17 protein-coding genes, 1 tRNA gene and 2 pseudogenes are annotated in these 22,178 nt (G+C 74.5%); 15 read left to right on the top strand and 5 right to left on the bottom strand.

From position 1 onward, the window contains the following. Positions 1 to 95: 95 nt before the first annotated feature. From AB0E96_RS05390 to AB0E96_RS05380, 3 genes are all read left to right on the top strand, one after another. Positions 96 to 2,279: an SdrD B-like domain-containing protein gene (locus AB0E96_RS05390; protein ID WP_359818789.1), complete on the top strand. Its 2,184-nt coding sequence runs from the start codon at positions 96 to 98 to the stop codon at positions 2,277 to 2,279. A 110-nt stretch (positions 2,280 to 2,389) separates the two neighbouring features. Further along, positions 2,390 to 2,983, top strand: a complete 594-nt coding sequence (locus AB0E96_RS05385; protein WP_359818788.1) for a transglutaminase family protein — start codon at positions 2,390 to 2,392, stop codon at positions 2,981 to 2,983. Between the two features lie 200 nt (positions 2,984 to 3,183). Further along, positions 3,184 to 4,662 (top strand): cytosine permease, encoded by a 1,479-nt coding sequence (locus AB0E96_RS05380; RefSeq protein ID WP_359818785.1) that lies wholly within the window; start codon positions 3,184 to 3,186, stop codon positions 4,660 to 4,662. Between the two features lie 105 nt (positions 4,663 to 4,767). On the opposite strand, the gene AB0E96_RS05375 is transcribed toward AB0E96_RS05380, so the two are convergent. Next, a tRNA-Cys gene (locus AB0E96_RS05375) sits at positions 4,768 to 4,838 on the bottom strand. 195 nt (positions 4,839 to 5,033) lie between these two features. Here AB0E96_RS05375 and AB0E96_RS05370 point away from each other — a divergent pair. Then, positions 5,034 to 5,879, top strand: coding sequence for a hypothetical protein (locus AB0E96_RS05370; protein WP_359818783.1), 846 nt, complete (start codon positions 5,034 to 5,036; stop codon positions 5,877 to 5,879). Between the two features lie 7 nt (positions 5,880 to 5,886). On the opposite strand, the gene AB0E96_RS05365 is transcribed toward AB0E96_RS05370, so the two are convergent. Beyond that, entirely contained in the window at positions 5,887 to 6,558 is a 672-nt protein-coding gene (locus AB0E96_RS05365; protein ID WP_359818780.1) for a polysaccharide deacetylase family protein, read from the bottom strand. A gap of 370 nt (positions 6,559 to 6,928) precedes the next feature. On the opposite strand from AB0E96_RS05365, the gene AB0E96_RS05360 reads away from it, so the two are divergent. Next, on the top strand, positions 6,929 to 7,576 hold the full coding sequence (locus AB0E96_RS05360) for a hypothetical protein (protein ID WP_359818777.1): 648 nt from the start codon (positions 6,929 to 6,931) through the stop codon (positions 7,574 to 7,576). 46 nt (positions 7,577 to 7,622) lie between these two features. Here AB0E96_RS05360 and AB0E96_RS05355 read toward each other — a convergent pair whose 3' ends face one another. Continuing rightward, positions 7,623 to 9,029, bottom strand: a complete 1,407-nt coding sequence (locus tag AB0E96_RS05355) for a DUF4157 domain-containing protein (protein ID WP_359818775.1) — start codon at positions 9,027 to 9,029, stop codon at positions 7,623 to 7,625. Between the two features lie 209 nt (positions 9,030 to 9,238). Here AB0E96_RS05355 and AB0E96_RS05350 point away from each other — a divergent pair, with 209 nt between their 5' ends. The 3 genes from AB0E96_RS05350 (at position 9,239) to AB0E96_RS05340 (ending at position 11,194) form a co-directional block, all read left to right on the top strand. Further along, positions 9,239 to 9,529 carry a hypothetical protein gene (locus tag AB0E96_RS05350; RefSeq protein WP_359818772.1) on the top strand — a complete coding sequence of 97 codons (291 nt, stop codon included), beginning with the start codon at positions 9,239 to 9,241 and terminating at the stop codon, positions 9,527 to 9,529. A gap of 296 nt (positions 9,530 to 9,825) precedes the next feature. After that, a complete protein-coding gene (locus AB0E96_RS05345) occupies positions 9,826 to 10,350 on the top strand; it encodes a SigE family RNA polymerase sigma factor (RefSeq protein ID WP_359818769.1) in 525 nt (174 codons plus the stop codon). After that, complete coding sequence (locus tag AB0E96_RS05340; protein WP_359818767.1) at positions 10,337 to 11,194, top strand: hypothetical protein; 858 nt, start codon at positions 10,337 to 10,339, stop codon at positions 11,192 to 11,194. Before AB0E96_RS05345 ends, AB0E96_RS05340 begins: the two co-directional genes overlap by 14 nt. A gap of 136 nt (positions 11,195 to 11,330) precedes the next feature. On the opposite strand, the pseudogene AB0E96_RS05335 reads toward AB0E96_RS05340, so the two are convergent. Together AB0E96_RS05335 and AB0E96_RS05330 are read right to left on the bottom strand one after the other, a co-directional pair. Next, a pseudogene (locus tag AB0E96_RS05335) lies at positions 11,331 to 11,456 on the bottom strand (carbohydrate-binding protein); the annotation flags it as partial. A gap of 12 nt (positions 11,457 to 11,468) precedes the next feature. Next, positions 11,469 to 13,343 (bottom strand): annotated as a pseudogene (locus AB0E96_RS05330) (M4 family metallopeptidase); the annotation flags it as partial. Between the two features lie 928 nt (positions 13,344 to 14,271). On the opposite strand from AB0E96_RS05330, the gene AB0E96_RS05325 reads away from it, so the two are divergent. The 7 genes from AB0E96_RS05325 to AB0E96_RS05295 form a co-directional block, all read left to right on the top strand. After that, entirely contained in the window at positions 14,272 to 15,609 is a 1,338-nt protein-coding gene (locus tag AB0E96_RS05325) for a PLP-dependent aminotransferase family protein (protein WP_359818764.1), read from the top strand. Then, on the top strand, positions 15,606 to 16,727 hold the full coding sequence (gene dpgA / locus AB0E96_RS05320) for a 3,5-dihydroxyphenylacetyl-CoA synthase DpgA (protein ID WP_359818761.1): 1,122 nt from the start codon (positions 15,606 to 15,608) through the stop codon (positions 16,725 to 16,727). The genes AB0E96_RS05325 and dpgA overlap by 4 nt, the downstream gene beginning before the upstream one ends. 30 nt (positions 16,728 to 16,757) lie before the next feature. Further along, positions 16,758 to 17,441: an enoyl-CoA-hydratase DpgB gene (gene dpgB / locus AB0E96_RS05315; protein ID WP_359818758.1), complete on the top strand. Its 684-nt coding sequence runs from the start codon at positions 16,758 to 16,760 to the stop codon at positions 17,439 to 17,441. After that, entirely contained in the window at positions 17,438 to 18,724 is a 1,287-nt protein-coding gene (gene dpgC, locus AB0E96_RS05310) for a (3,5-dihydroxyphenyl)acetyl-CoA 1,2-dioxygenase DpgC (RefSeq protein ID WP_359818756.1), read from the top strand. The genes dpgB and dpgC overlap by 4 nt, the downstream gene beginning before the upstream one ends. 70 nt (positions 18,725 to 18,794) lie before the next feature. Next, entirely contained in the window at positions 18,795 to 19,022 is a 228-nt protein-coding gene (locus AB0E96_RS05305) for an MbtH family protein (RefSeq protein WP_359818754.1), read from the top strand. Further along, positions 19,019 to 21,046 (top strand): ABC transporter ATP-binding protein, encoded by a 2,028-nt coding sequence (locus AB0E96_RS05300; RefSeq protein WP_359818751.1) that lies wholly within the window; start codon positions 19,019 to 19,021, stop codon positions 21,044 to 21,046. Before AB0E96_RS05305 ends, AB0E96_RS05300 begins: the two co-directional genes overlap by 4 nt. Continuing rightward, the coding region (locus AB0E96_RS05295; protein ID WP_359818749.1) for a condensation domain-containing protein at positions 21,046 to 22,178 on the top strand (1,133 nt) is incomplete at its 3' end. The genes AB0E96_RS05300 and AB0E96_RS05295, both read left to right, overlap by 1 nt.

The raw sequence follows: 22,178 nt of genomic DNA, 5'->3' as shown, positions 1-22,178 counted from the left end.
GCCCCGAAGCGCGGGCGCGGGCGGCCGGTTGCCGTTCTCCTGGGGGTCCTGTCCGGATCGGGCGTCATGCCCGCCGATCGGAGAGTGGGGCCCAGATGGGGACGAGAAGACGAAGGACGGCCGTCGGGCGGGCCGCGGTGCTCGCCGTCGCGCTGGCCGGCGGCGGGCTGCTGACGGCTCCGCCGGCGTTCCCGCAGAGCGCGGACGGGACGGTGACGGTCCGGGTGGTGCGGGCCGTGGACGCCTCGGGCGCGTGGACGCCCGCGCTGGAACCGGGGCTGGCGGGCGTGACGGTGACGCTCACCGGCGCCGGCCGGACCCGCGTCGAGGGCACCACGGGGGCCGACGGGACGGTGACGCTGGCCCCGCCGCCGCACGGGCCGGAGCGCGGCGGCACGTACCGGGTGCAGGTGGTGAACCCGAGGCCGGGCGTGCTGTTCCCCGCCTTCGCCTCGCGGCAGGGGCTGGACGGCGCGCCGGGCGGGTTGAGCTCCAACGAGGAGTTCGTCGACCTCTCCGACGGCGCGGACGTCTCGTACACCACCGGGCTGTGGAGCCCCGGCGACTACTGCCAGAAGAACGCCCCGCTGGTGACGACCTGCCAGAACACCGTGTGGCAGGGCGGCGCGCAGCGCACGCTGGTGTCGTTCCCGTACGGTGCGCGCGGCCAGGACGGCGTGGACGTGAACGTGACGGACCTCGCCACCGGCGCGCAGACCGGGACGCTGTTCGGCATCGCGTGGAACCGGGCCGACCGGCGGGTGTTCTCCTCGGCGGCGGCCAAGCGCACCACGGCCTACGGCCCGGGCGGCTCCGGCGGGATCTACGTCACGGACCCGGCGCGGGGCACGACCGCGCTGTTCGCCACCGTCCCGGACGCCGGGGGCACGGCGCACGGGCCGGGGGCGGACGAGGCGTTCCTGGCGGTGCCGGGCAAGGAGAGCCTGGGCGGGCTCAAGGTGACGGACGACGGCAGGGACCTGTTCGTCGTCAACCTCAACGACCGCCGGCTGTACCGCTACGACGCCACCGCGGCGAGCGCGTCGGCGCCGCGGGCGGTGTACCCGATCCCGGACCCGGGCTGCCCCTCGGCGGGCGACTGGCGGCCCTTCGGCCTGGGCCTGCAGGACGGCAGGGGCTACCTCGGCGGTGTCTGTTCGGGCGCGTCGACGGGCCTGGCCTCGGACCTGCGGGCGGTGGTGCTGCCCTTCGACCCGGCCACCGGCGGCTTCGGTCCGGCGGTGCTGGACCAGCCGCTGGACTACCCGCGCCAGTCGACGGTGGGCGCGGGCCCGTGCGACGGCGCGGGCTGGTTCCCGTGGACGGACACCTACCCGGAGGTGCAGAACGGCCAGGCCTGCTCGGGCTACCGCGCCCAGCCGGAGCCGGAGTTGGCCGAGGTCGGTTTCGAGGCGGACGGCTCGATGCTGCTGTCCTTCCGCGACCGCCTGGCCGACCGGGCGACGGGCCAGGCGGCGGCGGGCGCCGCGGTCGGCGAGGTGCTGTCGGGCGGTGACCTGGACAAGGCCTGCCCGGCGGGCGGCACGTTCGTGATGGACACCAACGGCGGCTGCGGGCTCTCCCCCCGGGGCACCCGGTTCTTCGACACCAGCCGGATGGGCTTCCACCACAACGCGGCCTACGCCGGGATGGCGCTGTCCAAGGTCGAGACGACCATCGCGACCTCCGGGTTCGACCCGAACAGCACGGCCTTCGGCTACGGCACGTCGTTCCTGCGGCGGGCGGACGGCGGGCAGGATCCGGCGTTCGGGCTGCGGCTCAACCCGGCGGACGTGCCCGCGCCGTTCGGCAAGGGCGCCTCGATGGGCGACCTGGAGGTGCTCTGCGACCGGGCGCCGCTGCAGATCGGCAACCGGGTCTGGTACGACCCGGAGCGCACCGGAGTCCAGCAGCCGGGCCAGCGCCCGGTGGCGGGCGTCACCGTCCACCTGTACGACGGGGCGGGCCGGCTCGCCGGGACGGCGAGGACGACGGCGCGCGGCGAGTACTACTTCGACGACGCGAACGTGGACGGCGGCCTGCGGCCGCACACCGCCTACACGATCCGGCTGGACGAGCCGTCCGACTACGCCGAGGGCGGTCCGCTGTACCGGTGGGTGCCCACCCGGCACGACGTCGGCGGCAATCGATTCGTCGATTCCAAGGGCGTCGTCCCGCCCGGAAAGCGATATCCGGAGCGGGCGCTGACCACCGGCGGGCCGGGCGAGAACGACCACACGCTCGACTTCGGATTCCGGCACTGCGGCTGCGGGCACTGACGCCGGCCGGACGGAAAAGCGCCCCGGCCGGCCCGGGGCGCTGTCCGAGGAGCTGTCCGAGGCGTGGAATCGTGCCCGCGGCGGCCGGTGCGCGCGCCACCGTGGAGGGCATGATCCTGCGACCGGAGACCGACGACCCCGCCGCCTTCCTCGTGGCGGACGAGGTGATCGACCACCACGACCCGCGGCTGCGGCGGCTGGCCGCCGAGCTGGCCACGCCGCGGGCCGCGTTCCACCACGTCCGCGACGAGGTGGCGCACTCGGCGGACGCGGGCGCCTACAGCGGGGCGTTCCGCGCCTCCGAGGTGCTGGCCGCGCGCAACGCGATCTGCCACGGCAAGTCCCACCTGCTGGCCGCGCTGCTGCGGGCGCAGGGCGTGCCGGCCGGGCTGTGCTACCAGCGACTGGAGGACGGCGCGGGCGGCTTCGTGCTGCACGCCCTGAACGCCGTCCACCTGGACGGCCGCTGGGCCCGCCTGGACGCCCGGGGCAACCGGGAGGGCGTGGACGCGCGGTACGACCTGGAGCGGGAGCGGCTGGCCTGGCCGGTGCGGCCGGAGCTGGGCGAGCGCGAGTACCCGGGGGTCTTCGCCGCGCCGCCGGCCGCGCTGGTGGAGGCGCTCGCCCGGGCGGTGCCGGGCCGGTTCGGCTACGACTACCTGCCGTCCGGTCTCCCGGACGGGGCGGCGGGCGGCCGCGGGTGAGCCGGGCGCCACGGTCGGTGACCCGCCCGGGCGGGCGGGTCACCGACCGTGGCGGCGCCCTCGCCCCGCGCTCCGGGCCGGATCGGGAACGAAGTGGACAAAGTAGGATGGCTGAACTCCCGCGCTACGCGCGAAGAGTTCAGTAAATGTTCCATTTGTCTGTTTTCACCTCCCCGCTTCACACGCACGGAGCCACCCTCATGGACAACCTGTCCACCGTCGACGTCGACGGCGCGATAGAGACCCGCGGTATCGAACCCGTCCCTGACCACGAGCGCCGGGGCAGAGTCCGCGAGCTCTTCCCGACCTGGGTCGCGGCGAACATCAGCGTCCTGCTCCTCACCATGGGTGCGGCCCTCGTGGTGTTCAACCAGTTGAACTTCTGGCAGGTCCTGGTCGTCGCCGCGTGCGCGGCGCTCGCCTCCTTCGGCATGGTCGGCCTGCTGTCGGTCTCCGGGAAGTGGGGCGGAGCCCCGGGGGCCACGCTCTCCCGGGCCACCTTCGGCGTGCGCGGCAACCTCTTCCCCGGCGCGATCCTGTGGATCGCCCGCTTCGGCTGGGAGACGATCAACGCCGTCACCGGCGCCTACGCCGTGCTGACTGTCCTCGACCTGCTCTTCGGCGTCAAGAGCAACACCGCGCTGATCGTCGTCACGCTCTTCGCGTTCGTCGCCTGCACCTTCCTGGTCTCCGGCATGGGCCGCAAGGCGCTGAACGTCTGCAACACCTGGTCGACGTACCTCTTCGGCGTCTTCAGCATCCTGGTGCTGGGCTACCTGGTCGCCACCATCCACTGGAGCGAGGTCTTCGCCAAGCCCGCGGGCACCACCGCGATGATGATCGCCGGCATCGGGACCATCGCCGCCGGCGGCATCAGCTGGGTCCCCACCGGCCCGGACTTCACCCGCTACCTGCCGCACGCCGCCTCCGGCCGCAGGATCGTCGGCGTGACGGTCTCCGGCGCCGGCCTGGTGATGGTGCCGATGGTGCTGATGGGCGCCGTGATGGCGGTGGCCTCCCCTGGCCTGGCGCAGGCCGCCGACCCGGTCTCCTTCCTCGGCGACCTGCTGCCGACCTGGCTGGCCGTGCCCTACCTGCTGACCGCGATCGTGGGCATGCTGCTGATCAACAGCCTCTCCATGTACTCGGCCGGCTTCACCGCGCAGACCATGGGCGTCAAGCTGCCGCGCGCCATGGCCGTCAGCATCAACGCCGTGATCTCGCTGGTCGGCGGCCTGCTGCTGATGCTGGTCGCCAAGAGCTTCCTCGGCTCCTTCATCACCTTCCTGATCCTGCTCGCCGTCTCCTTCTCGGCCTGGATCGGCGTCTACGCGGTGGACATGTTCCGCCGCCGCTCGCGCGCGGTGCGCTACGACGCCGCCGCGCTGATGGACACCGGCCGGACCAGCCGCTACTGGTACAGGGGCGGTTTCTGCTGGCAGGCGATGGTGTCCTGGGTGGTCGCGCTGCTGTTCGGGCTCGCCTTCACCACGTGCGACTGGTTCGCCGGGCCGCTCTCCGGCACCTTCGTCGGCAAGTACGGGCTCGCCTGGGCGGCGACCATCGTCATCTCCGCCGCGATCATGGCCGTGCTCCCCACGCCCCGGGAGAACACCTCCCCCGCCGCCGGGCAGCCCGCCGGCCTCCCGGCGGAGCGGAGCGAGAAGACCGCCGTCTGACCGCCCCCGGCCGCGCGACGCGGCCCCGCACACCCGTGACCGCCCGGTCGCCGGCTCCATCGAGCCGGCGGCCGGGCGGTCCGGTTTCGGCGCCCGCGGAGGAAAAGGTGGAGATAGGAATCGAACCCATCTGAACGGCCCTGCAAGCCGTCGCCTCGCCACTCGGCCACTCCACCCCGGCAACGGTGGGAACATTACACGCCTGTGAACCCGGGCCCTCCGGAAATGCCGGTTTTTCACTCAAGAAGGCTCTTAGTTGGTCTAGTGCTATTTCTTTCGACATGGCATCGAACAGGGCCCGGAGCCGGGCCGGGGAAAGGCAGGTTGCGCTAGCCTGTGCCGATATCTCCAAACCCGATGGGATTTCATTGATGGCCGTCGAGGAATCACGGTTCACCCGTGCCACGGAGCTGCGCTGCGGGACCGCCGCGAACCGGTGCCAGTACAAGAGCCTGCCGCTGCGGGACCTCCCCCCGCTCGGCGTCGTGCGCCGCGCACGGATCGCCCGCGAGGGCCTGCGCGAGCGCCGCGCCGACATCCCGGCACCCGGGCGGCCCTCCCGCTTCGCCGAGGGGGACTGGGTGCGGGTGAAGGACGAGGCGGCGGTCCGCGCCACCCTCGACGACCGGGACCGCCACCGCGGCCTGTGGTTCACCGGCAGCCAGTGGTCCTTCTGCGGCGGCGTCTACCAGGTCGAACGCGTCGTGCGCCGCATGATCGACGACCACTACCGGGTGCGGCGCCTGTCGGGCACCGTCGCGCTGGCCGGCGCCACCTGCCACGGCGCCGACGGCACCCAGGGCTGCGGGATGGACTGCGCGCTGCTGTTCCGCGACGAGTGGCTGGAGCCCGCCCCCGCGCCGGCCCCCGCCGCCCGGCCCGTCGCCCTGTGGGCGACCGTGCGCGGCCTGGCCGAGATCCGGGCGACCCTCGACCCCGACGGGCGCCTGCGGGGCGTCCCCTTCCAGCCCGGGATGGAGCGTTACGCCGGCACCCGGCACGGCGCCGTCGAGCTGCGCCACCGCTCCCTCGCCTGGTGGCAGTACCCGACCGGCGGGCGCTGGTTCATCCTGCAGGGCCTGCGCTGCGGCGGCGAGCCGCTGGCCACGGGCTGCGACCGCCGCTGCGCCCTGCTGTGGCACGAGTCCTGGCTGCGCCTGGAGCCCGCCGCGCGGCCCTCAGCGGAGCCTGTCGAGGAGCCCGCCGCCGCGCGCTGAGCGGTGGTCAGCGCCGCCAGCGGTCGCGCACCAGCTTCGCGGTCAGGTGCAGCGGTCCGTCCCGGTCGCCGACGTAACATCGGGGAAGCGCGAACACCCCGCTGTGGGCGCCGGGACTGACCGCGCACCCGTAGTCGTAGCCGGCCTCGGCCACCGCCTCCACCGCGGCGTCGTCGAACGAGCCGTACGGGTAGCAGAACCCGTCGACGGGCGAGCCCGTGACGTCCTCCAGCAGGCGGCGGCTGTCGGCGACCTGGGCGGCCAGGTCCCGCGCGCCCACGCCGGCCAGACGGCGGTGCGTCAGCCCGTGCGAGCCGATCTCCACCCCGGCGGCGGCCGCCTCGCGGACCTGCCGGGCCGTCATCAGCGGCTTGCGCGGGCCCTGCCGGTCCCAGTCGTTGTAACCGCCCAGCCGGTCGGCCACCACGTAGACCGTCGCGGTGAAGCCGTGCTCCGCCAGCGCGGGCATGGCCTCCTCCACGAAGTCGCGGTACCCGTCGTCGAAGCTGAGCCCGACCAGGCCCGCCGCGCGGCCCTCCCGGTGGGAGCGCATCAGGGCGCCCACCGACACCCCGCGCAGCCCCCGGGCGGACAGCCAGCGCAGCTGGCGGCGGAAACGCGCGGGATCGACGGTGATCAGATAGGGGTCCTCGGCCGCCGATGTCACCGAGTGGTACATGAGCGTCCACGGGAAGCATCCCGTTCCGGCGCCGGCCCCTCTTTCCGGACTATTGCGTGGTCGAATGATTCGCATGTTCCGCTCCAGCTGTCCGGCGGCACCCCCTGTGCGGGTGGCCCTCGAAGAAATTGCATTCTGGCAGCGTCGGACCCGGCTTCCTTTCTCGCCAGGCGACTCCGCGTCATTTCACCCGGATGCCCGAGCGGGCGGGGGAAGGGGACGGGAAGGGCGCCGGGACCGGCTCCGGGGCGAGGGGGCGCCGACGCCGGGGCGGCCGCGGCCGGGGATCCGTCACCGCCCGACCCTGACCAGGCCATGCCATGTGTCGATAGCATGACGGTCCGACACACCCCTCCCCCGAGGAGTCCCGTTGACGAACACATCCCGGCGGCGGATCGCGTTACCCGCCGTCATCGCCGTCCTGACCGCGGCCGCCTCTGCCCTCGGCGCGGGCACCGCCCACGCCGACCCGTTGGACGAGCCCTGCGACCCGCGCGTCCCGCAGACCCAGCTGTTCGAGGTCTCCACAGCCACCGTCGACCCGGTGCTGACGCACTGGAAGGGCATCACCATCGCCCCGGGCACCACCGGCACCATCGAGACCACCGTCTCCGAGGTGCAGGCCGTCAGCACGACGTTCAACGCATCGACCGAGATCAGCTCGGCGGCCAACGCGCTCTTCGCGAAGGTCGCCGTCAAGGTCGGCTTCTCCGTGCAGACCGGCAAGTCCACCACCAGCAGCTGGTCCCAGAAGATCACCCTGAACTTCTCCCGCCCCGGCGACTACGCGGTGTTCAAGGGCACCCACCGCGTCCAGGGCACGGCCGACGCCTTCACGTGCGTCAACTCCGGGCCCATCGGCGGCGACCCGAGCAAGGGGCACTGGGCGTACGTCTTCGGCTACCACCCCACCTACAGCACCTTCGACGCCGAGATCGAGGGCACCGTCTCCTGCGACACCCCGGTCTCCCCCGGCACCGTGCAGGAACTCGCCCGCAACAAGCTCGTCTGCCACTGAGCCTCCCCGCTCGCCGCCCCCGGGCCGGCGAGCGGGCCCCGGCGGGTCAGACGAGCTTGCGGCGGCCGGACTCCTCGTCGAGTTCGCCCAGGTTGACGGGCTGGAGGATGACGGTGATGGCGCCGTCCGAGAAGTTCTGCGTCTCGCCGCCGGTGTTGCGGCCGTGGAAGCTGTGCGGCAGCGCCCGGCCGGTGGTCGGGTCGGTGCCGGCGGTGTAGATGTCGACGATGCCCTCGTGCCCCTGGCGGGCCTGCGCGTCGTTGCCGTCCGCGGCCTGCTCCACGGTGATGTGGTCGTCGCCGTCCACGGCGACGACGGCCGCCACGTGGTAGGGCCACCCGGTGGTGTTCTCGGGGTGCTCGAAGTCCTCGTCCCAGGCGGTCTCCACGATGGCGAACGCCTGCCCGGGCGCCGGCCGCTCCTCGCCGTCCGCCTGCGGGCCGCCGGGCCTGGCGTTCGCGTAGGCCCGGGCGCCCGCCACGTTCTCCTGCTCGCCCAGGCCGAACTGGTTGCCGCCCAGGGCGAATTCGCTGGCGTCCTGCCCCAGGGCCAGCCGCTGCCCGTGCATGATCTCCTCGGCCGTGTGGGCGCAGTCCGCGAGGAAGGACGTCTTCGGCTCGTACTGGGTGTAGGTGTGCTCCCCGATCAGCCCGCTCTGCTTGGTCCGCTTGCAGTACCGGGGCGCCGGGGCGTCCTCCCGGACCCAGATGACGGTGGTGTCCGCCCCGGGGTCGACGGTCAGCAGGTAGAGGCCGTTCTGCGAGGCCCGCACGGGCCCCAACTCCTCGGTGGTGACCTCCGTGAAACGCTGGACGGCCGTCGGGCCGGCGGCGCGCGCGGCGTCCCGGGCCCCGGCGTCGGCCTCCCGCTGGACGGCGGCGCCCGGCCCGGGCACCCGTGCCATCACCCGGGTCGCGTTGGCCTCGGCCTCGCGCTCGAAGCGGTCGCCGGGGTCGGAGACGCTCAGCCCCGACCCGTTGTCCGTACCGGCCACCGGCCCCCGGCGCTGCTGCAGGACGTGCGTCAGCTCGTGGGCGAGGGTGTGCTTGTCGCCGCCGCCCTCGCCGATGACGACGTGGCTGCCGGAGGTGTAGGCCCGGGCGCCCACCTCGGCCGCGGACGCGCGGGCCGCGGAGCCGGTGTGCAGCCGGACGTCGGAGAAGTCGGCGCCCAGGCGGGACTCCATCTCCCGGCGCAGCGGTTCGTCCAGCGGCTTGCCGGAGGCGCGCAGGACGTCGTGCACGGCGGAGCGCTGCACCGGCTCCGCCGGGTGCGGGTAGGGGTGGCGGCCCCGCTGGATCATGCGGACGACGGCCGCGTTGCCGGCGGTGCGCTGCAGTGCGAGGAGCGCGTCGGGCAGCTGCCCGCTCGCTGCCCGTCCCGGCCGTTCGGCCGTGTTCCCGGTGCTGCGCCGCGGCTGCCCGTCCTTCTTCGTCGGCTCGTGCGCGTGCATGGAACTCCGCTCGTAGGGCTGGCAGTTTCGCTGTGCCCTCCCTGCATACCCGGTGCGGCGGGCCGCGGGTAAGGGATGTACGGGCAGGATGCGGTGCCCGGGCGGGCAGCGCGGCGATGAGGCCGTCCGCACTCCCCGGGGGGTGTCGGTGGCTGGTCCGGATGCCCGCGCGCGTTGCAGCGGACCCGCGGGGCGGCGAAGTTGTGGAGATGGACACCGTCATCGTGCTCGAACCCGATACGCCGACCAATGTGCGGATCCTCGGCCCCGGCCGCGTCCCGGCGGACCCCGAGAACCCGGTGCGCCTCGCGCACGCCGCCGTCGCGGAGGCCTCCGGCGTCTGCGGGCCCCTCACCCTGTGCGGCCTGCGCACCGGCGACATGACCCTCGCTCCGCACCGCTCCCCCGCTCCCGGCCGGCCCCGCTGGAACACCTGCGGGGCGTGCCGCGAGGCCGACGGGGGCGCGGCGGCCCTTCCGGGCGGCTCCCCGCCCCACTGAGACCGGCGGCCGGGAGCGGCAGGCGGCTCCGGCGGCCGGGCTCGCGGCCGGGAACGGGCGCGGGCTCAGGGCGCGGGCTCAGGGCGCGGCGAAGAGCCCGGGGAGGGCCGGGGCCGGCCAGGGGCGGCGGCCCCAGGCGAGGACCTTGCCGCGGGCAAGGAGCACGCCCGCGGCAGGCAACCCGAACGGCTCCCCACCGCGTCGAGCTGCCGTGAGAGGAAGAACGAGACAGCGGCCCGAGCGGCCGACACGGCGGACGGGAACGGCACGGGCACCATGGCGGGGACGACGGCAGGATGACGAACGCGATACCGCCGGACTTCGAGGAGTTCGTGGCCGCCTGCGGGCCGAAGCTGCTGCGCACCGCGTGGCTGCTGACCGGCGACCCGCACCAGGCCGAGGACCTGCTGCAGACGGCGCTCGCCAGGGTCTGGCCCAAGTGGGCGCGCGTCGCCCCCGACCGGCCCGAGGCGTACCTGCGCAAGGTCCTGGTGAACTGCCACGTCTCCTGGTGGCGGCGGCGCTGGACCGGGGAGCTTCCGCACGGCGAGCTGCCGGAGCCGCCGCCGCGGGAGGACCCGTTCGACGGGGTGGTGATCGGCCAGGTGGTCGCCGAGGCCGTACGGTCGCTGCCGCCGCGTCAGCGGGCCGTGGTGGTGCTGCGCTTCTTCGAGGATCTCAGCGTCGAGGAGACCGCCGAGGTGCTGCGCTGCAGCACGGGTACCGTCAAGAGCCAGACGCACCGGGCGCTCACTGCCCTGCGCGGACGCTTCCCGGCCCGGGAACTGCTGCTGGACGGGGGACCTCGTGAACGGAACTGAGCTGCTCGGCCCGCCGGGGCCGGACGACGGCGGGCACGACGAGGAGGAGCTGCGGGTGCTGCTGCGCCGCGCGGTGCCGGCGCTGGCCTCGCCCGAGGACCGGATGGAGCGCGTCCTCGCCCGGGTCGAGAGGTCCAGGCGCCGGCGGCGGGCGGCCGGGCTGGCGGCCGGACTGGCCGTCGGCCTGAGCGCCGCAGTGCTGGCCGCCGCCCCCGCGCTCGCGCCGTCCCCGGTGCGGGGGGCGGCGCTGGGGCCGGCGGGCTCCGGGGCCGCCCAGGCCCCGACGGTGCCGCCCCTGCCGACGGCCTCGGCCACCCCGACGGCCGCCCCGACCGGGAGCAGGCTGTTCTTCCCGCGGCTGCCGGAGATGGTGCTCGACCCGCCGCCGGGCTGGCACGCCATGGCCACGCTGCCCGCCGACCCCCAGGAGAAGTTCGGCTACCTCGGCACCGAGGCGCTGGGGCCGGAACCGTCCTGCACGGCCGGTGCCGCCCGCTGCCCGCTGTACGGGCGGCTGCCCGTGGACGGCGTCGTCCTGTCGTTCCGGCTGCTGGACGGGCAGGGGTTGGCCGGCAAGATCGGCGCGAGCCCGCCCGCGCTCGCCGACACGGGCCTCGACAAGGACTGCGCGGCGCTCGGCGGCAGCCGCGAGCTGGCGGGCCTGCGCACCGTGGACCGGTCGGGGGCCGGGGCGGTGGTCGAGGTGACGGCCTGTCTGCGGCAGCCGTCCGAGCCGACGCTGCTGCGGGTGCGGCAGGTGTTCGCCTCCATCCGCTCCGTCCCGGTGACACAGCCGCCGTTGCCGTCACCGCCGGGCACCGTGAGTCCCGCGGCGACGCCGTAACCGCGGCGGCGCCCGACGGCGGAAGCGGTCACGCGGGAGCGCGGGGTCCTGTTGCCGCGCGCACACGGCTGCGCCGCGGTCCGTCCCCCTCGACGGGCCGCGGCGCAGCAGCTCAGTGGGTGTCAGCGCGGGTGGGTCACACGGCCTGCCACAGGGCGGGGACGTTCGGCGGCTCCCAGCCGACGAGGGCGGTGTGGCCCTGGAGGCAGCGGTAGCTGACTCCGTTGTAGGTCACCACGTCGCCGGCCTGGTAGGTGGTGCCGGCGGTCCAGGTGCCGCCGGGGTTGGGGGTGCCCCCGCCGCCGACGGTGAGGCTGTACTGGGCGGTGTGGGTGGTGGCGCCGGCGGTGCCGGTGACGGTGATCTGGTACGTCCCGCTCGCGGCGCTCGCGGCGGCCGACAGGGTGAGCGTGGCGGACGAACCGGCCTGCACGGAGGAGGGGTTGAAGCTCGCGGTGACGCCCGCCGGGAGGCCGGAGGCGGTCAGGGCGACGGTCTGGGCGGTGCCGGAGGTGACGGCGGTGCCGACCGTGGCGGTGGTGGTGGCGCCGGGCTGGACGGAGCCGGAGGACGGGGTGAGCGACAGCGAGAAGTCGTTGCTGCCGTTGCCGGTGCAGGTCGGGTCGCCGGCCTGGGCGGGGACGCTGACGGCGTCCCAGGCGGCCTTGGTGCGGTTGAAGAAGGTGCAGGTCGGGTCGAGGTTCTTGGCGGCGGTCAGGGTGGTGGTGCGGTAGCGCTTGTAGGTCATGCCGCTGGTCTTGAGCAGCATGCCGCCGTAGAAGACCTGGCCGGCCTGCTTGACGCCGATGCCGGTGACGGAGGAGTTGTTGCAGGTGGGGCTGGAGGGCTTGCCGCCGCCGGGGTTGGAGCCGTTGGACAGCAGGTAGAACCAGTGGTTCAGCGGGCCGGCCGCGGCGTGCACCTCGGTGCCGGGGATGGCGGAGGAGTAGCAGTTCGGGTCGTTGTTGACCAGGGACGGCTGGTAGAGGTTGCGGATCGGGCCCTGGCCGACCAGGTTGATCAGGCGGCCGACCTGGTAGTCCGGGTAGTCGTACGGCGCGGGCTCGTTGTTGTACTCCTTGGTGAGCGCGCCGAAGATGTCGCCGGTGCCCTCGCCGAGGCCGTTCTCGTTGTTGGCGCCGCCGGGGGTGTACTGGTCGATGCCGTGGCCGAACTCGTGGCCGACGACGTCCTGGGCGGCTATCCACTCGCCGCTCTGGCTGTGGCCGATGGAGACGGAGCTGCCGTCCCAGTAGGCGTTGACGTCGTTGAGGCCGACCTTGATCGGCCAGCTGCCGCCGTTGCCGTCGTGGCCGTTGCGGCCCAGCCAGTCGCGGAGCATGTCCCATTCCTTCTGGGCCGCCCACATGGCGTCGCCGCAGCCGGTCTCCTTGGTGGACGGGCTGCCGTTGCCCCAGGAGTCGCTGGACTTGGAGAAGACCTGGCCGGTGCTGTAGTCGGAGCAGCTCAGGCCGGGGCGGTTGGGGTCGCGCAGCGAGTAGGAGCCGCCGGAGTTGGTGGTGCTGATGGTCAGCGGGCCGGGGCCGTTCCACTTGCTGTTGACGGTGCCGGCGCGGGCGTCGTCGTAGCTGTCGACGACCTCGCCGGTGGTGGCGTCGACGAAGACGTGCAGGGTGCTGGGCGCCGCTTCGGTGCGGCCCTTGAGGACGGTCTCCCAGGCGAGGCTGCTGCTGCCGTCCTTGGCCCGGACGACCAGGCGGCGGGAGTCCACCGAGTCGACGGCGGCCAGCTTGGTGCGGGCGGTCTTCTCGGCGTGCTCGGCGCTGACCTTCGGGGTGGTCGGGGCGCCGAGCGGTCCGGTGGTGGCGGACTGCAGGGCGCGGACCTTGCCCTGGCCGTCGGCGAGGACGACGGCGTCGCCGCCGACCACGGGCAGGCCGTGGTAGCTGCGCTCGTAGGAGACCGAGTAGAGGCCGCCGAGCCAGGGGGTGACGGTCCGGCGCTGGTAGGTCTCCTCGGATCCCTTGGCCAGGGCGTCGAGTCCGGCGTTCGCGGCGGCGTCGGCGGCGTTGACGGCGGCGGCCAGGGCGCTGGGCGCCGGGGTGGGCGCGGGTGCGGCGGTGGCCGGGCCGGCGGCGGTGGCGGCGATCGTGCCGGCCAGGAGGGTCAGGGTGGTCGCGGTGGTCAGCAACCGGCCTGCGGTGACTCTGTGTCGCATCGGGGCTCCTCGCATGTGGGGGTCCTCGATCGCGGACGGCAGTGGCTGGGGGCGCGCCGCGGGGCCGCGTCCGGGGGGCGGCCGTGCGGGCCGTCCGCGCTCGGGTGCCCGAACACTCACACGGCGTCATGCGCAGGTCAATGCCTGGTGCGGGTGGGGTGCGGGGTTGGCAAGTTCCGTCAAGTCGGCTGGTCCGGCTTTGCGTCGAGCTGGGGTTTTCTTCCAGTGGTTGAGACCACGTCAGGTGTCGGGCGGCGGCGGGCGGGGCCCGGATCCGGGCGGCGGGGCGGAGGCCGGGGGCGGGTGGGCGCGGGCCGCGGGGGCGCGGGCCGGCGGCGCCCCGGGCGGTTCGGCGGCGCGGGGCCGCGGGACCGGGCGACGGGTGGCGCGGGGTCCGGGGCGGCCGTCCGCCGTCCGCCGGTTCGTAGCGGAGCGTGATGGAGGGGAAACCCTCAGCGCTTGACAGTCCCTTGCCCGAAGGCGCGTACTGGAACAAGGACAAACAGCAGACAGGGCCCTGTGCTCCAGGTATCCGTTCGATATCCGTGGCCGGCGCGAAGCGGCGACAGGGCGTGCCGGTATCTCCGCACCCCCGCGTCGCGTTCGGTCCGCGCCTTCGACGGCCGTCCTCCCGTGCGAGCACCGCGCCTGCGCCGCCCGATGCGGCGGCGCACCCGTGGTGGCGCCGCCGGGGCCGGAGCGCACGGCCCGGGTCGAGGGGCCGCCATGAGGTTGACGTCGAGATCGGTCGATGTTGGAACGCGGGAGGACGGTACCGGCGAGCCGTCGGCAGGGCGCCGCCGGATCGCCGCCCTGCCCTGCGTGCTGCACGCGGGCCCCGGTATCCGCCCGGCGACGGGGTGCCGGCCCGCGGCTCGTCCACGGAAAGGCGGACACCATGGTGCTCGATTCGACCACGCTGCATTCGAGCATCGAGGACCCGGTTCTCGACCGGCTGAGCTTCCTGAACGAGATCACGTTCAGGTACCCGGACGCGGTGTCCTTCGCGCCGGGGCAGCCGTATGACGGCTTCTTCGAGGTCGAGGACGTCCACGCCTGCCTGCGCCGGTACGCGAAGTACCTGGAGGACTCGGGCGCGGGGCCGGCGCAGGTGCGCGCCGCCTTCCACCGGTACGCGCCGGCCGCGGGGCAGATCCGGGAGCTGATCGCGCACTCGCTGCGCCAGGAGGAGGGGTTCGAGGTCGCGCCGGAGTCGATCGTGGTGACGGTCGGTGCGCAGGAGGCGATGTTCCTGGTGCTGCGCACGCTGTTCGCGACGCCCGAGGACGTGCTGCTGCTGGTGACTCCCTGTTATGCCGGGATCATCGGGGCGGCGCGGCTGCTGGACGTCACGGTGGCCGCGGTGCCGGAGCGTGACGGTCGGCTGGTGGTGGCGGACTTGGAGCGGGCGGTGCGGGCGCAGCGGGCGGCGGGCCGGCGGCCACGGGCGGTGTACGTGGTGCCGGACCACGCCAATCCGACCGGGTCGACGCTGGACCTGGCGACGCGGGTGGAGCTGCTGGAGCTGGCGCGGCGGTGCGGGCTGCTGGTGCTGGAGGACTCCCCGTACCGGTTGAGCGGTCCGGGGCCGCGGCCCGCGATGCTCAAGGCGCTGGACGGGTCGCGGTGCGTGGTGCAGCTCGGCACCTTCTCCAAGACGGTCTTCCCGGGGGCGCGGGTGGGCTACGTGGTGGCCGACCAGGAGGTGCGGGACGGCCGGGGGCGGATCCGGCCGCTGGCGCGGGATCTGGCGAGGGTGAAGAGCATGGTGACGGTCAACACCTCCTCGCTGGGCCAGGCGGTGGTGGCGGGGGCGCTGCTGGGGGTGGACGGGCGGCTGTCGGTGCTGAACGCGGGGGCGGCCGAGCACTACCGGCGCGCCATGGCGGCGACGCTGGCGGAGTTGGAGCGGTGGCTGCCGCCGGGGCGGCGCCGGGAGCTGGGGGTGGGGTGGAACCGTCCGGGGGGCGGGTTCTTCCTCACGCTGCGGACCGGTTTCCGTACCGGTACGGCGGCGTTGGAGCGTTCGGCGCGGGAGTTCGGGGTGCTCTGGACGCCGATGGAGTTCTTCCATCCGTTCGGTGGGGGCGAGCGGGACATCCGGCTGTCGATCAGTTCGCTGACGCCGGGGCAGGTGGTCGAGGGCGTGGAGCGGCTCGTGCGGTTCGTGGAGGCGTCCAGCGGGGGGCGTGCGGCGGCCGGCCCGGTACCCGGAACGGAGAGTGACGCATCATGACCGCGACCCTGGACCGGGCGCCGGCCGCGACGGCCCCGCGCATCCTGAGCGTGGGCACGGCGGTGCCGCCGGAGCACTATTCGCAGGAGGAGCTGCTCGACCTGTTCGAGATCACCGACCGGAAGGTGCGCTCGGTGTTCCTGCTGGGGTCGATCCGGCAGCGTTCGCTGGTGCTGCCCCCGGCGGGGCCGGACGGCGGGCGGGTGCGGGAGTCGCAGGGCGACCTGCTGGACAAGCACAGGGCGTGGGCGGTGAGCATGGGGGCGGACGCGCTGTCGGTGTGCCTGAAGCGGATCGGGGCGGACCTGTCGGAGGTGGCGTACCTGTGCTGTGTGACCTCGACCGGGTTCCTGACGCCGGGGCTGAGCGCGCTGATGATCCGCGAGATGGGCATGGACTGGCACACGGCGCGGGCCGACATCGTCGGCATGGGCTGCAATGCGGGGCTCAACGCGCTGGCGGTGGTGGGTAATTGGGCGGTGGCCAATCCGGGCCGGCTGGCCGTGATGGTCTGCTCGGAGGCCTGCTCGGCGGCGTACACGATGGACTCCACGATGCGCACGGCCGTGGTCAACAGCCTGTTCGGCGACGGCGCGGCGGCGGTGGCGGTGATGGCCGGGCCCCGGGAGGACGAGCGGCCGCAGGGGGACGGCGAGGGTCCGGGCCCGCGGCTGGAGGGGCCGCGGATCCTACGCAGCGCGAGCGTGACGGTCGTCGACGCCATCGACGCGATGCGCTACGACTGGGACCGCGACCAGGGCCGGTTCAGCTTCTTCCTGGACCCGCAGATCCCGTACCTGGTCGGCGCGCACGTGGAGGGCGTGATCGACCGGCTGCTGGCGGGCACGTCGCTGCGCCGTGACGACGTGGCGCACTGGCTGGTGCACTCGGGCGGCAAGAAGGTGATCGACGCGGTGGCCGTCAACCTCGGGCTGACCCGGCACGACCTGCGGCACACCATCACCGTGCTGCGCGACTTCGGCAACGTCTCCAGCGGTTCGTTCCTGTTCTCCTACGACCGGCTGTTGCAGGAGGGGGTGGTGCGCGGCGGCGACTACGGCGTGCTCATGACCATGGGCCCGGGTTCGACGATCGAATCCGCGCTCATCCAGTGGTGACAGTGGTGACCCGACGCGAGGGAGTCCCCGATGCCCGTCAACGCCCTGCCCGAAGGACCCGTGCTGCACGTGGACGGCGCCCGGGAGATCTCGGCCGAGCTGACCGCCGCCCTGTCGGCGCTGTGCGACGAGGCGGAGGCCGCCGGGTCCGACGTCGCGGCCGTGTACGTCTCCGGCGCGCCGAGCGGCGAGGCGGTGGGGAAGGTCGCCGACGTCGCCGCCGTGACGAAGTGGGAGCGGGCGGTGCGGCGCTTCGAGCGGCTGCGGCTGGCGACGCTGGCGGCGGCGAGCGGGGAGTGCGGCGGCGTGGCGCTGGACCTGCTGCTGGCCTGCGACGTGCGGGTGGCGGCGCCGGACGTGCGGCTGCTGCTGTCCTTCCACGGGCAGGCCACCTGGCCGGGCATGGCCGGGTTCCGGCTGGTGCAGCAGCTCGGGCTGGCCCCGGCCCGGCGCGCGGTGCTGTTCGGGGTGCCGATCACCGCCCGCGAGGCCCTGGAGCGGGGCCTGGTGGACGAGGTGAGCGAGGACCCGGGGCGCGCGGTGGCGGCCGCGGCCCGGCTGCTGCGCCGGCTGTCCGGCCCGGAGCTCGCGATCCGCCGCCAACTGGCCTTCGACGCCCAGTGGATGAGCTTCGAGGACGCGCTCGGCCCGCACCTGGCCGCCTGCGACCGCTCGCTGCGGCGCACCCGGGCCGCGGACGGGGTGAGGACGTGAGCGCGCCGAACGGGCGGGCGCCGGCCGCCGTACGGGAGCGGGCCGGGGACGGGCTCGACCGGGCCGCGCGGCTGCTGCCGCCGTTCCCCGGGCCCCCGCCGGACGCCGGCACCGAGCGGGCGCTGGAGGCCGGGCGCGCACAGCGCACCGCCTTCCTGGAGCGCCACGCCGGCGAGCTCTACGACCGGCTCACCCGAGGCGGCGTGCTGCGCCCGCGCCTGGACGAGCTGGTGGAGGGCGCCGCGGCGGCCGTGCCGAACCTGGTGCCCTCGCCCGCGCAGCTGCGGGCGGAGCGGGCCGTCCCGGTGCCCGAGCGCGTCGGCTACGAGATCGACGTCGGCGTCCTGCTGCGCGGCCTGCTGCGCTGCCCGGCCGCCGGGCAGCACCTGATGGACTCCATGCTGCGGCCCACCGGGCGCGCGCTGGGCCTGCTCGGGGAGTTCCGGGCCACCGGGGTGGTGCGGATGGAGAGCACCGTCCTGGAGCGGGACGCGGGGGTGGCCCGGATCACCATGTGCGCCGGGGACCGCCTCAACGCCGAGGACGAGCAGCAGGTCGACGACATGGAGACCGCGGTGGACCTCGCGCTGCTGGACGGGCGGTGCGCGATCGGGCTGATCCGCGGCGGTGTGATGACGCACCCGCGCCACGCGGGCCGGCGGGTGTTCAGCGCCGGGATCAACCTCAAGCGCCTGCACGCGGGCGAGATCACCCTCGTCGGCTTCCTGCTGCGCCGCGAGCTCGGCTACCTGCGCAAGCTGCTGCTGGGGCTGCGCACCGACGAGCCGTCCTGGCGCTACCCGTTGACGGACATGCCGTGGGTGGCCGCGGTGGACGGCTTCGCGATCGGCGGCGGCATGCAGCTGCTGCTCGCGGTGGACCACGTGCTCGCGGCCTCGGACGCCTATCTGAGCCTGCCGGCCGCGCAGGAGGGGATCGTCCCGGGCGCGGCGGACTTCCGCCTCCCGGCGGCGGTCGGCCCGCGGCTGGCCCGGCAGATCATCCTCGGCGGGCGGCGGGTGCGCGCGAGCGACCCCGAGGCCCGCTCGCTCGTCGACCGGGTCGTCGACCCGGCGGACCTCGACGCGGCCGTCGAGGAGTCGCTGGAGCTGCTGCGCGACCCGGCCGTCACCGCCAACCGCCGGATGGTGAACCTCGCCCTGGAGCCGGCGGACGGCTTCCGCGCCTACATGGCGGAGTTCGCCGTCCAGCAGGCGCTGCGCGTGCACGCGGCGGACGTGCTCGGCAAGGCGGGCCGCTTCGCGGCCGGGCCCCCCGGGTGACGCCGCGCCGGTGCCCGCCCCTCCCCCGCCGCCCCGGCGGCCCCGGACCCGAACGACCGAGGAGACCGAGATGACCAGCCCCTTCGACGACCCGGACGCCCGCTACCTGGTGCTCGTCAACCCGCTGGGCCAGTACTCGCTGTGGCCGGCGTTCGCGCAGGTGCCGCCCGGCTGGCGGACCGCCCACGGCCAGGGCACCCGGGACGAGTGCCTGGCGTACGTCGACCGCGTCTGGACCGACCAGCGGCCGCCGGGGACGGTCACGGCCGCCGACGGCAGGGAGGTCGCCGCGTCATGATGTCCGGCCCGGGCCCGCTGATCACGATCCGGGCCACCCCCGGGGACGGGACGGACCCGGCCCGGGGCCGGGTGCGGCCCGGCACCGCGCGGCGGATCCGGCCCTACCTGCGGCCCTACCGGGGGCAGATCGCCGCGCTGCTGAGCCTGACCGCGTTCGACGCCGTCATCACCGTCTCCACGCCGCTGCTGTTCAAGGTCCTCATCGACCACGGCATCGTGCCCCGCGACCGGGGCGTGGTGGCGGGCGCGGCCGCCGCGGTGGCGGGCCTGGCGCTGCTGCAGGCGCTGGTGGGCTTCCTCGTCAGCCGCAGTTCGGCGCGCATCGGCGAGGGGCTGATCTACGACCTGCGCACCGAGGTCTTCCGGCACGTGCAGCGCCAGCCGCTGGCGTTCTTCACCCGCACCCAGACCGGTTCGCTGGTGAGCCGGCTCAACACCGACGTGATGGAGGCCCAGCAGGCGGTGACCGTCCTGCTGTCCAACGTGCTCTCCAGCCTGCTGGTGCTGGGCCTGGTGGTCGCCACGATCTTCTACCTGTCCTGGGTGGTGGGCCTGGTGGTGCTCGTCACGGTGCCCCTGTTCGTGCTGCCGGGCCGGGTCGTCGGGCGCCGGCTGCAGGGCAACCTGCGCACCTCGATGCAGCTGGACGCCCGGCTCGGCTCGCTCATGCAGGAGCGCTTCAACGTGGCCGGCGCGCTGCTGGTCAAGCTCTACGGCGACCCGCGGCGCGAGGAGCGGCACTTCGCCGACACCGCGGCACGGGTGCGGGACGTGCGGGTGGTGACCTCCGTCTACGCGCGGATGCTGCTGGTGACGGTGACGCTGCTGGCCTCGCTCGCCACCGCGGTGGTCTACGGCGTGGGCGGCGAACTGGTCGTCGGCGGCGCCATCCGGATCGGCACCCTGGTGGCCCTGGCCACCCTGCTGGCACGGCTGTTCGGCCCGATCAACCAGCTGTCCAACCTGCAGTCGAACTACCTGACCGCGCTGGTCTCCTTCGACCGGCTCTTCGAGGTGCTGGACCTGCGGCCGGCGATCGTGGAGCGGCCCGACCCCGTCGTGCTGCCCGCGGTCGCCCGCTCGGCGGCCCCGGAGGTCGCGTTCGAGGACGTCTCCTTCCGCTACCCCGCGGCCAAGGACGTCTCCCTGGCCTCGCTGGAGACGCTGTCGCTGCCGGCCCCGGAGCGCCCCGACGACACCCCGGCGCTGCGCGGGGTGAGCTTCCGCGCCCCGGCCGGCCGGCTGACCGCCCTCGTCGGGCCCTCCGGCGCGGGCAAGACCACCGTCAGCCAGCTGGTGGCCCGGCTGTACGAGCCCACCGCGGGCACCGTGCGGATCGGCGGCCACGACGTGCGCGACCTGTCCCTGGCCTCGCTGCGCGACACCGTCGGCATGGTGACCCAGGAGGCCCACATGTTCCACGACACCATCCGCGCCAACCTGCTCTACGCCAAGCCGGACGCCACCGAGGCGCAGCTCGTCGAGGCGTGCGGGGCCGCCCAGGTCTGGGAGCTGGTCCGCGCGCTGCCCGACGGCCTGGACACCGTGGTGGGCGACCGCGGCTACCGCTTCTCCGGCGGCGAGAAGCAGCGCCTGTCGATCGCCCGGCTGCTGCTCAAGCAGCCGTCGGTGGTGGTGCTCGACGAGGCCACCGCGCACCTGGACTCGGAGTCCGAGGCGGCCCTGCAGAAGGCGCTGTGGACCGCGCTGTCCGGCCGGACCGCCCTGGTGATCGCGCACCGCCTGTCGACCATCCGCGAGGCCGACCAGATCCTCGTGCTCAAGGGCGGGCGCGTGGTCGAACGCGGCCGGCACCCCGACCTCGTCGACGCCGGCGGCCTGTACGCGGAGCTGTACCGGACCCAGTTCGCCAAGCCGCCCGAGCCGCGCCCGGAAGCCGAGCGGCCCCCGGCGAACGGCTACGGCGACCTGCCCCCGCTGCCGCCCGGCGGAGGGCCCCTGCGCCGGCTGCCGCCGCCCGACGCGGCGCCCGAGCCCGGCCGACCCGAACGGAGAGCATGATGAGCCAGTTGACGGTCGAGGACGTGTGGCCGCTTTCCCCGCTGCAGGAGGGACTGCTGTTCCACGCCTCGTACGACCAGGACGCGCCCCGGGACGTGTACGTGGGGCAGCGGATCCTCAACCTCGACGGGGACCTGCGGCCCGAGGTGCTCCGGGCGTCCTGGCAGGCGCTGCTGGAGCGGTACGCGAGCCTGCGGGCCGCGTTCCGCTCCCGTTCGGCCGGCGACACCGTCCAGGTGATCGCCAAGGGCGTGCGGATCCCGTGGACGTACGCGGACCTCGGCGACCTGGGCGAGGCGGAGGCCGAGCGGGAGGCCGAGCGCCTGGCCGCGGTCGACGCGCGGCGCTTCGACCTCGGCAGGCCCCCGCTGCTGCGGGTGCTGCTGCTGCGCGCGGGCCCCGGGCGGCACCGGATGGTGGTGACGATGCACCACATCCTGATGGACGGCTGGTCGCTGCCGATCGTGTTCGGCGAGCTGTGGGAGATCTACGAGAACGGCGGCGACGCCTCGGCGCTGCCCGCGGTGCCGCAGTACCGGGACTACCTGGCCTGGCTGGTGCGCCGGGACACCGACGCCTCCCGCGAGGCCTGGCGCGCGATGCTGGCCGGCACGCGGGAGCCCACCCTGGTGGGCCCCGGCGACCGCGGCGGCCCGCCGGTGATGCTGCGGCACGTCATCGTGCGGCTCGGCGACGACCTCGCCGAGCGGCTGCGGGAGGCGGCGCGCTCCGCCGGGGTCACCTTCAACCGGGTCTTCCAGGTCGCCTGGGCGCTGCTGGTGGGCAAGCTGTCCGGCCGGCTGGACCCGGTCTTCGGCGCGACCGTCTCCGGGCGCCCCGCCGAGGTGGCGGGGGCGGACCGGATGGTCGGGCTGTTCATCAACACCGTGCCGGTACGGGTGCCGCTGGACCCGGCCGTGCCGTTCCGGCGGGCCATGGCGGCGCTGCAGGACCAGCAGGCCGCCCTGCTGGACCACCAGCAGCTGAGCCTGCCCGAGATCCAGCGCGCCGGCGGCCCGGGCGCGGTCTTCGACACCCTGATGGTCTTCCAGAACTATCCGCGCGGGCCGATGGCGGCCCCCTCGGCCGGCCCGCGGCGGCCCGGCGCACCGGGCCACGCGCCGCGGCCCTC

Source organism: Kitasatospora sp. NPDC036755 (assembly GCF_040636595.1).
Taxonomy (GTDB): Bacteria; Actinomycetota; Actinomycetes; order Streptomycetales; family Streptomycetaceae; genus Kitasatospora.
Note: the sequence above shows the minus strand (reverse complement) of the source record. Positions and strands in the feature narration are given on the sequence as shown.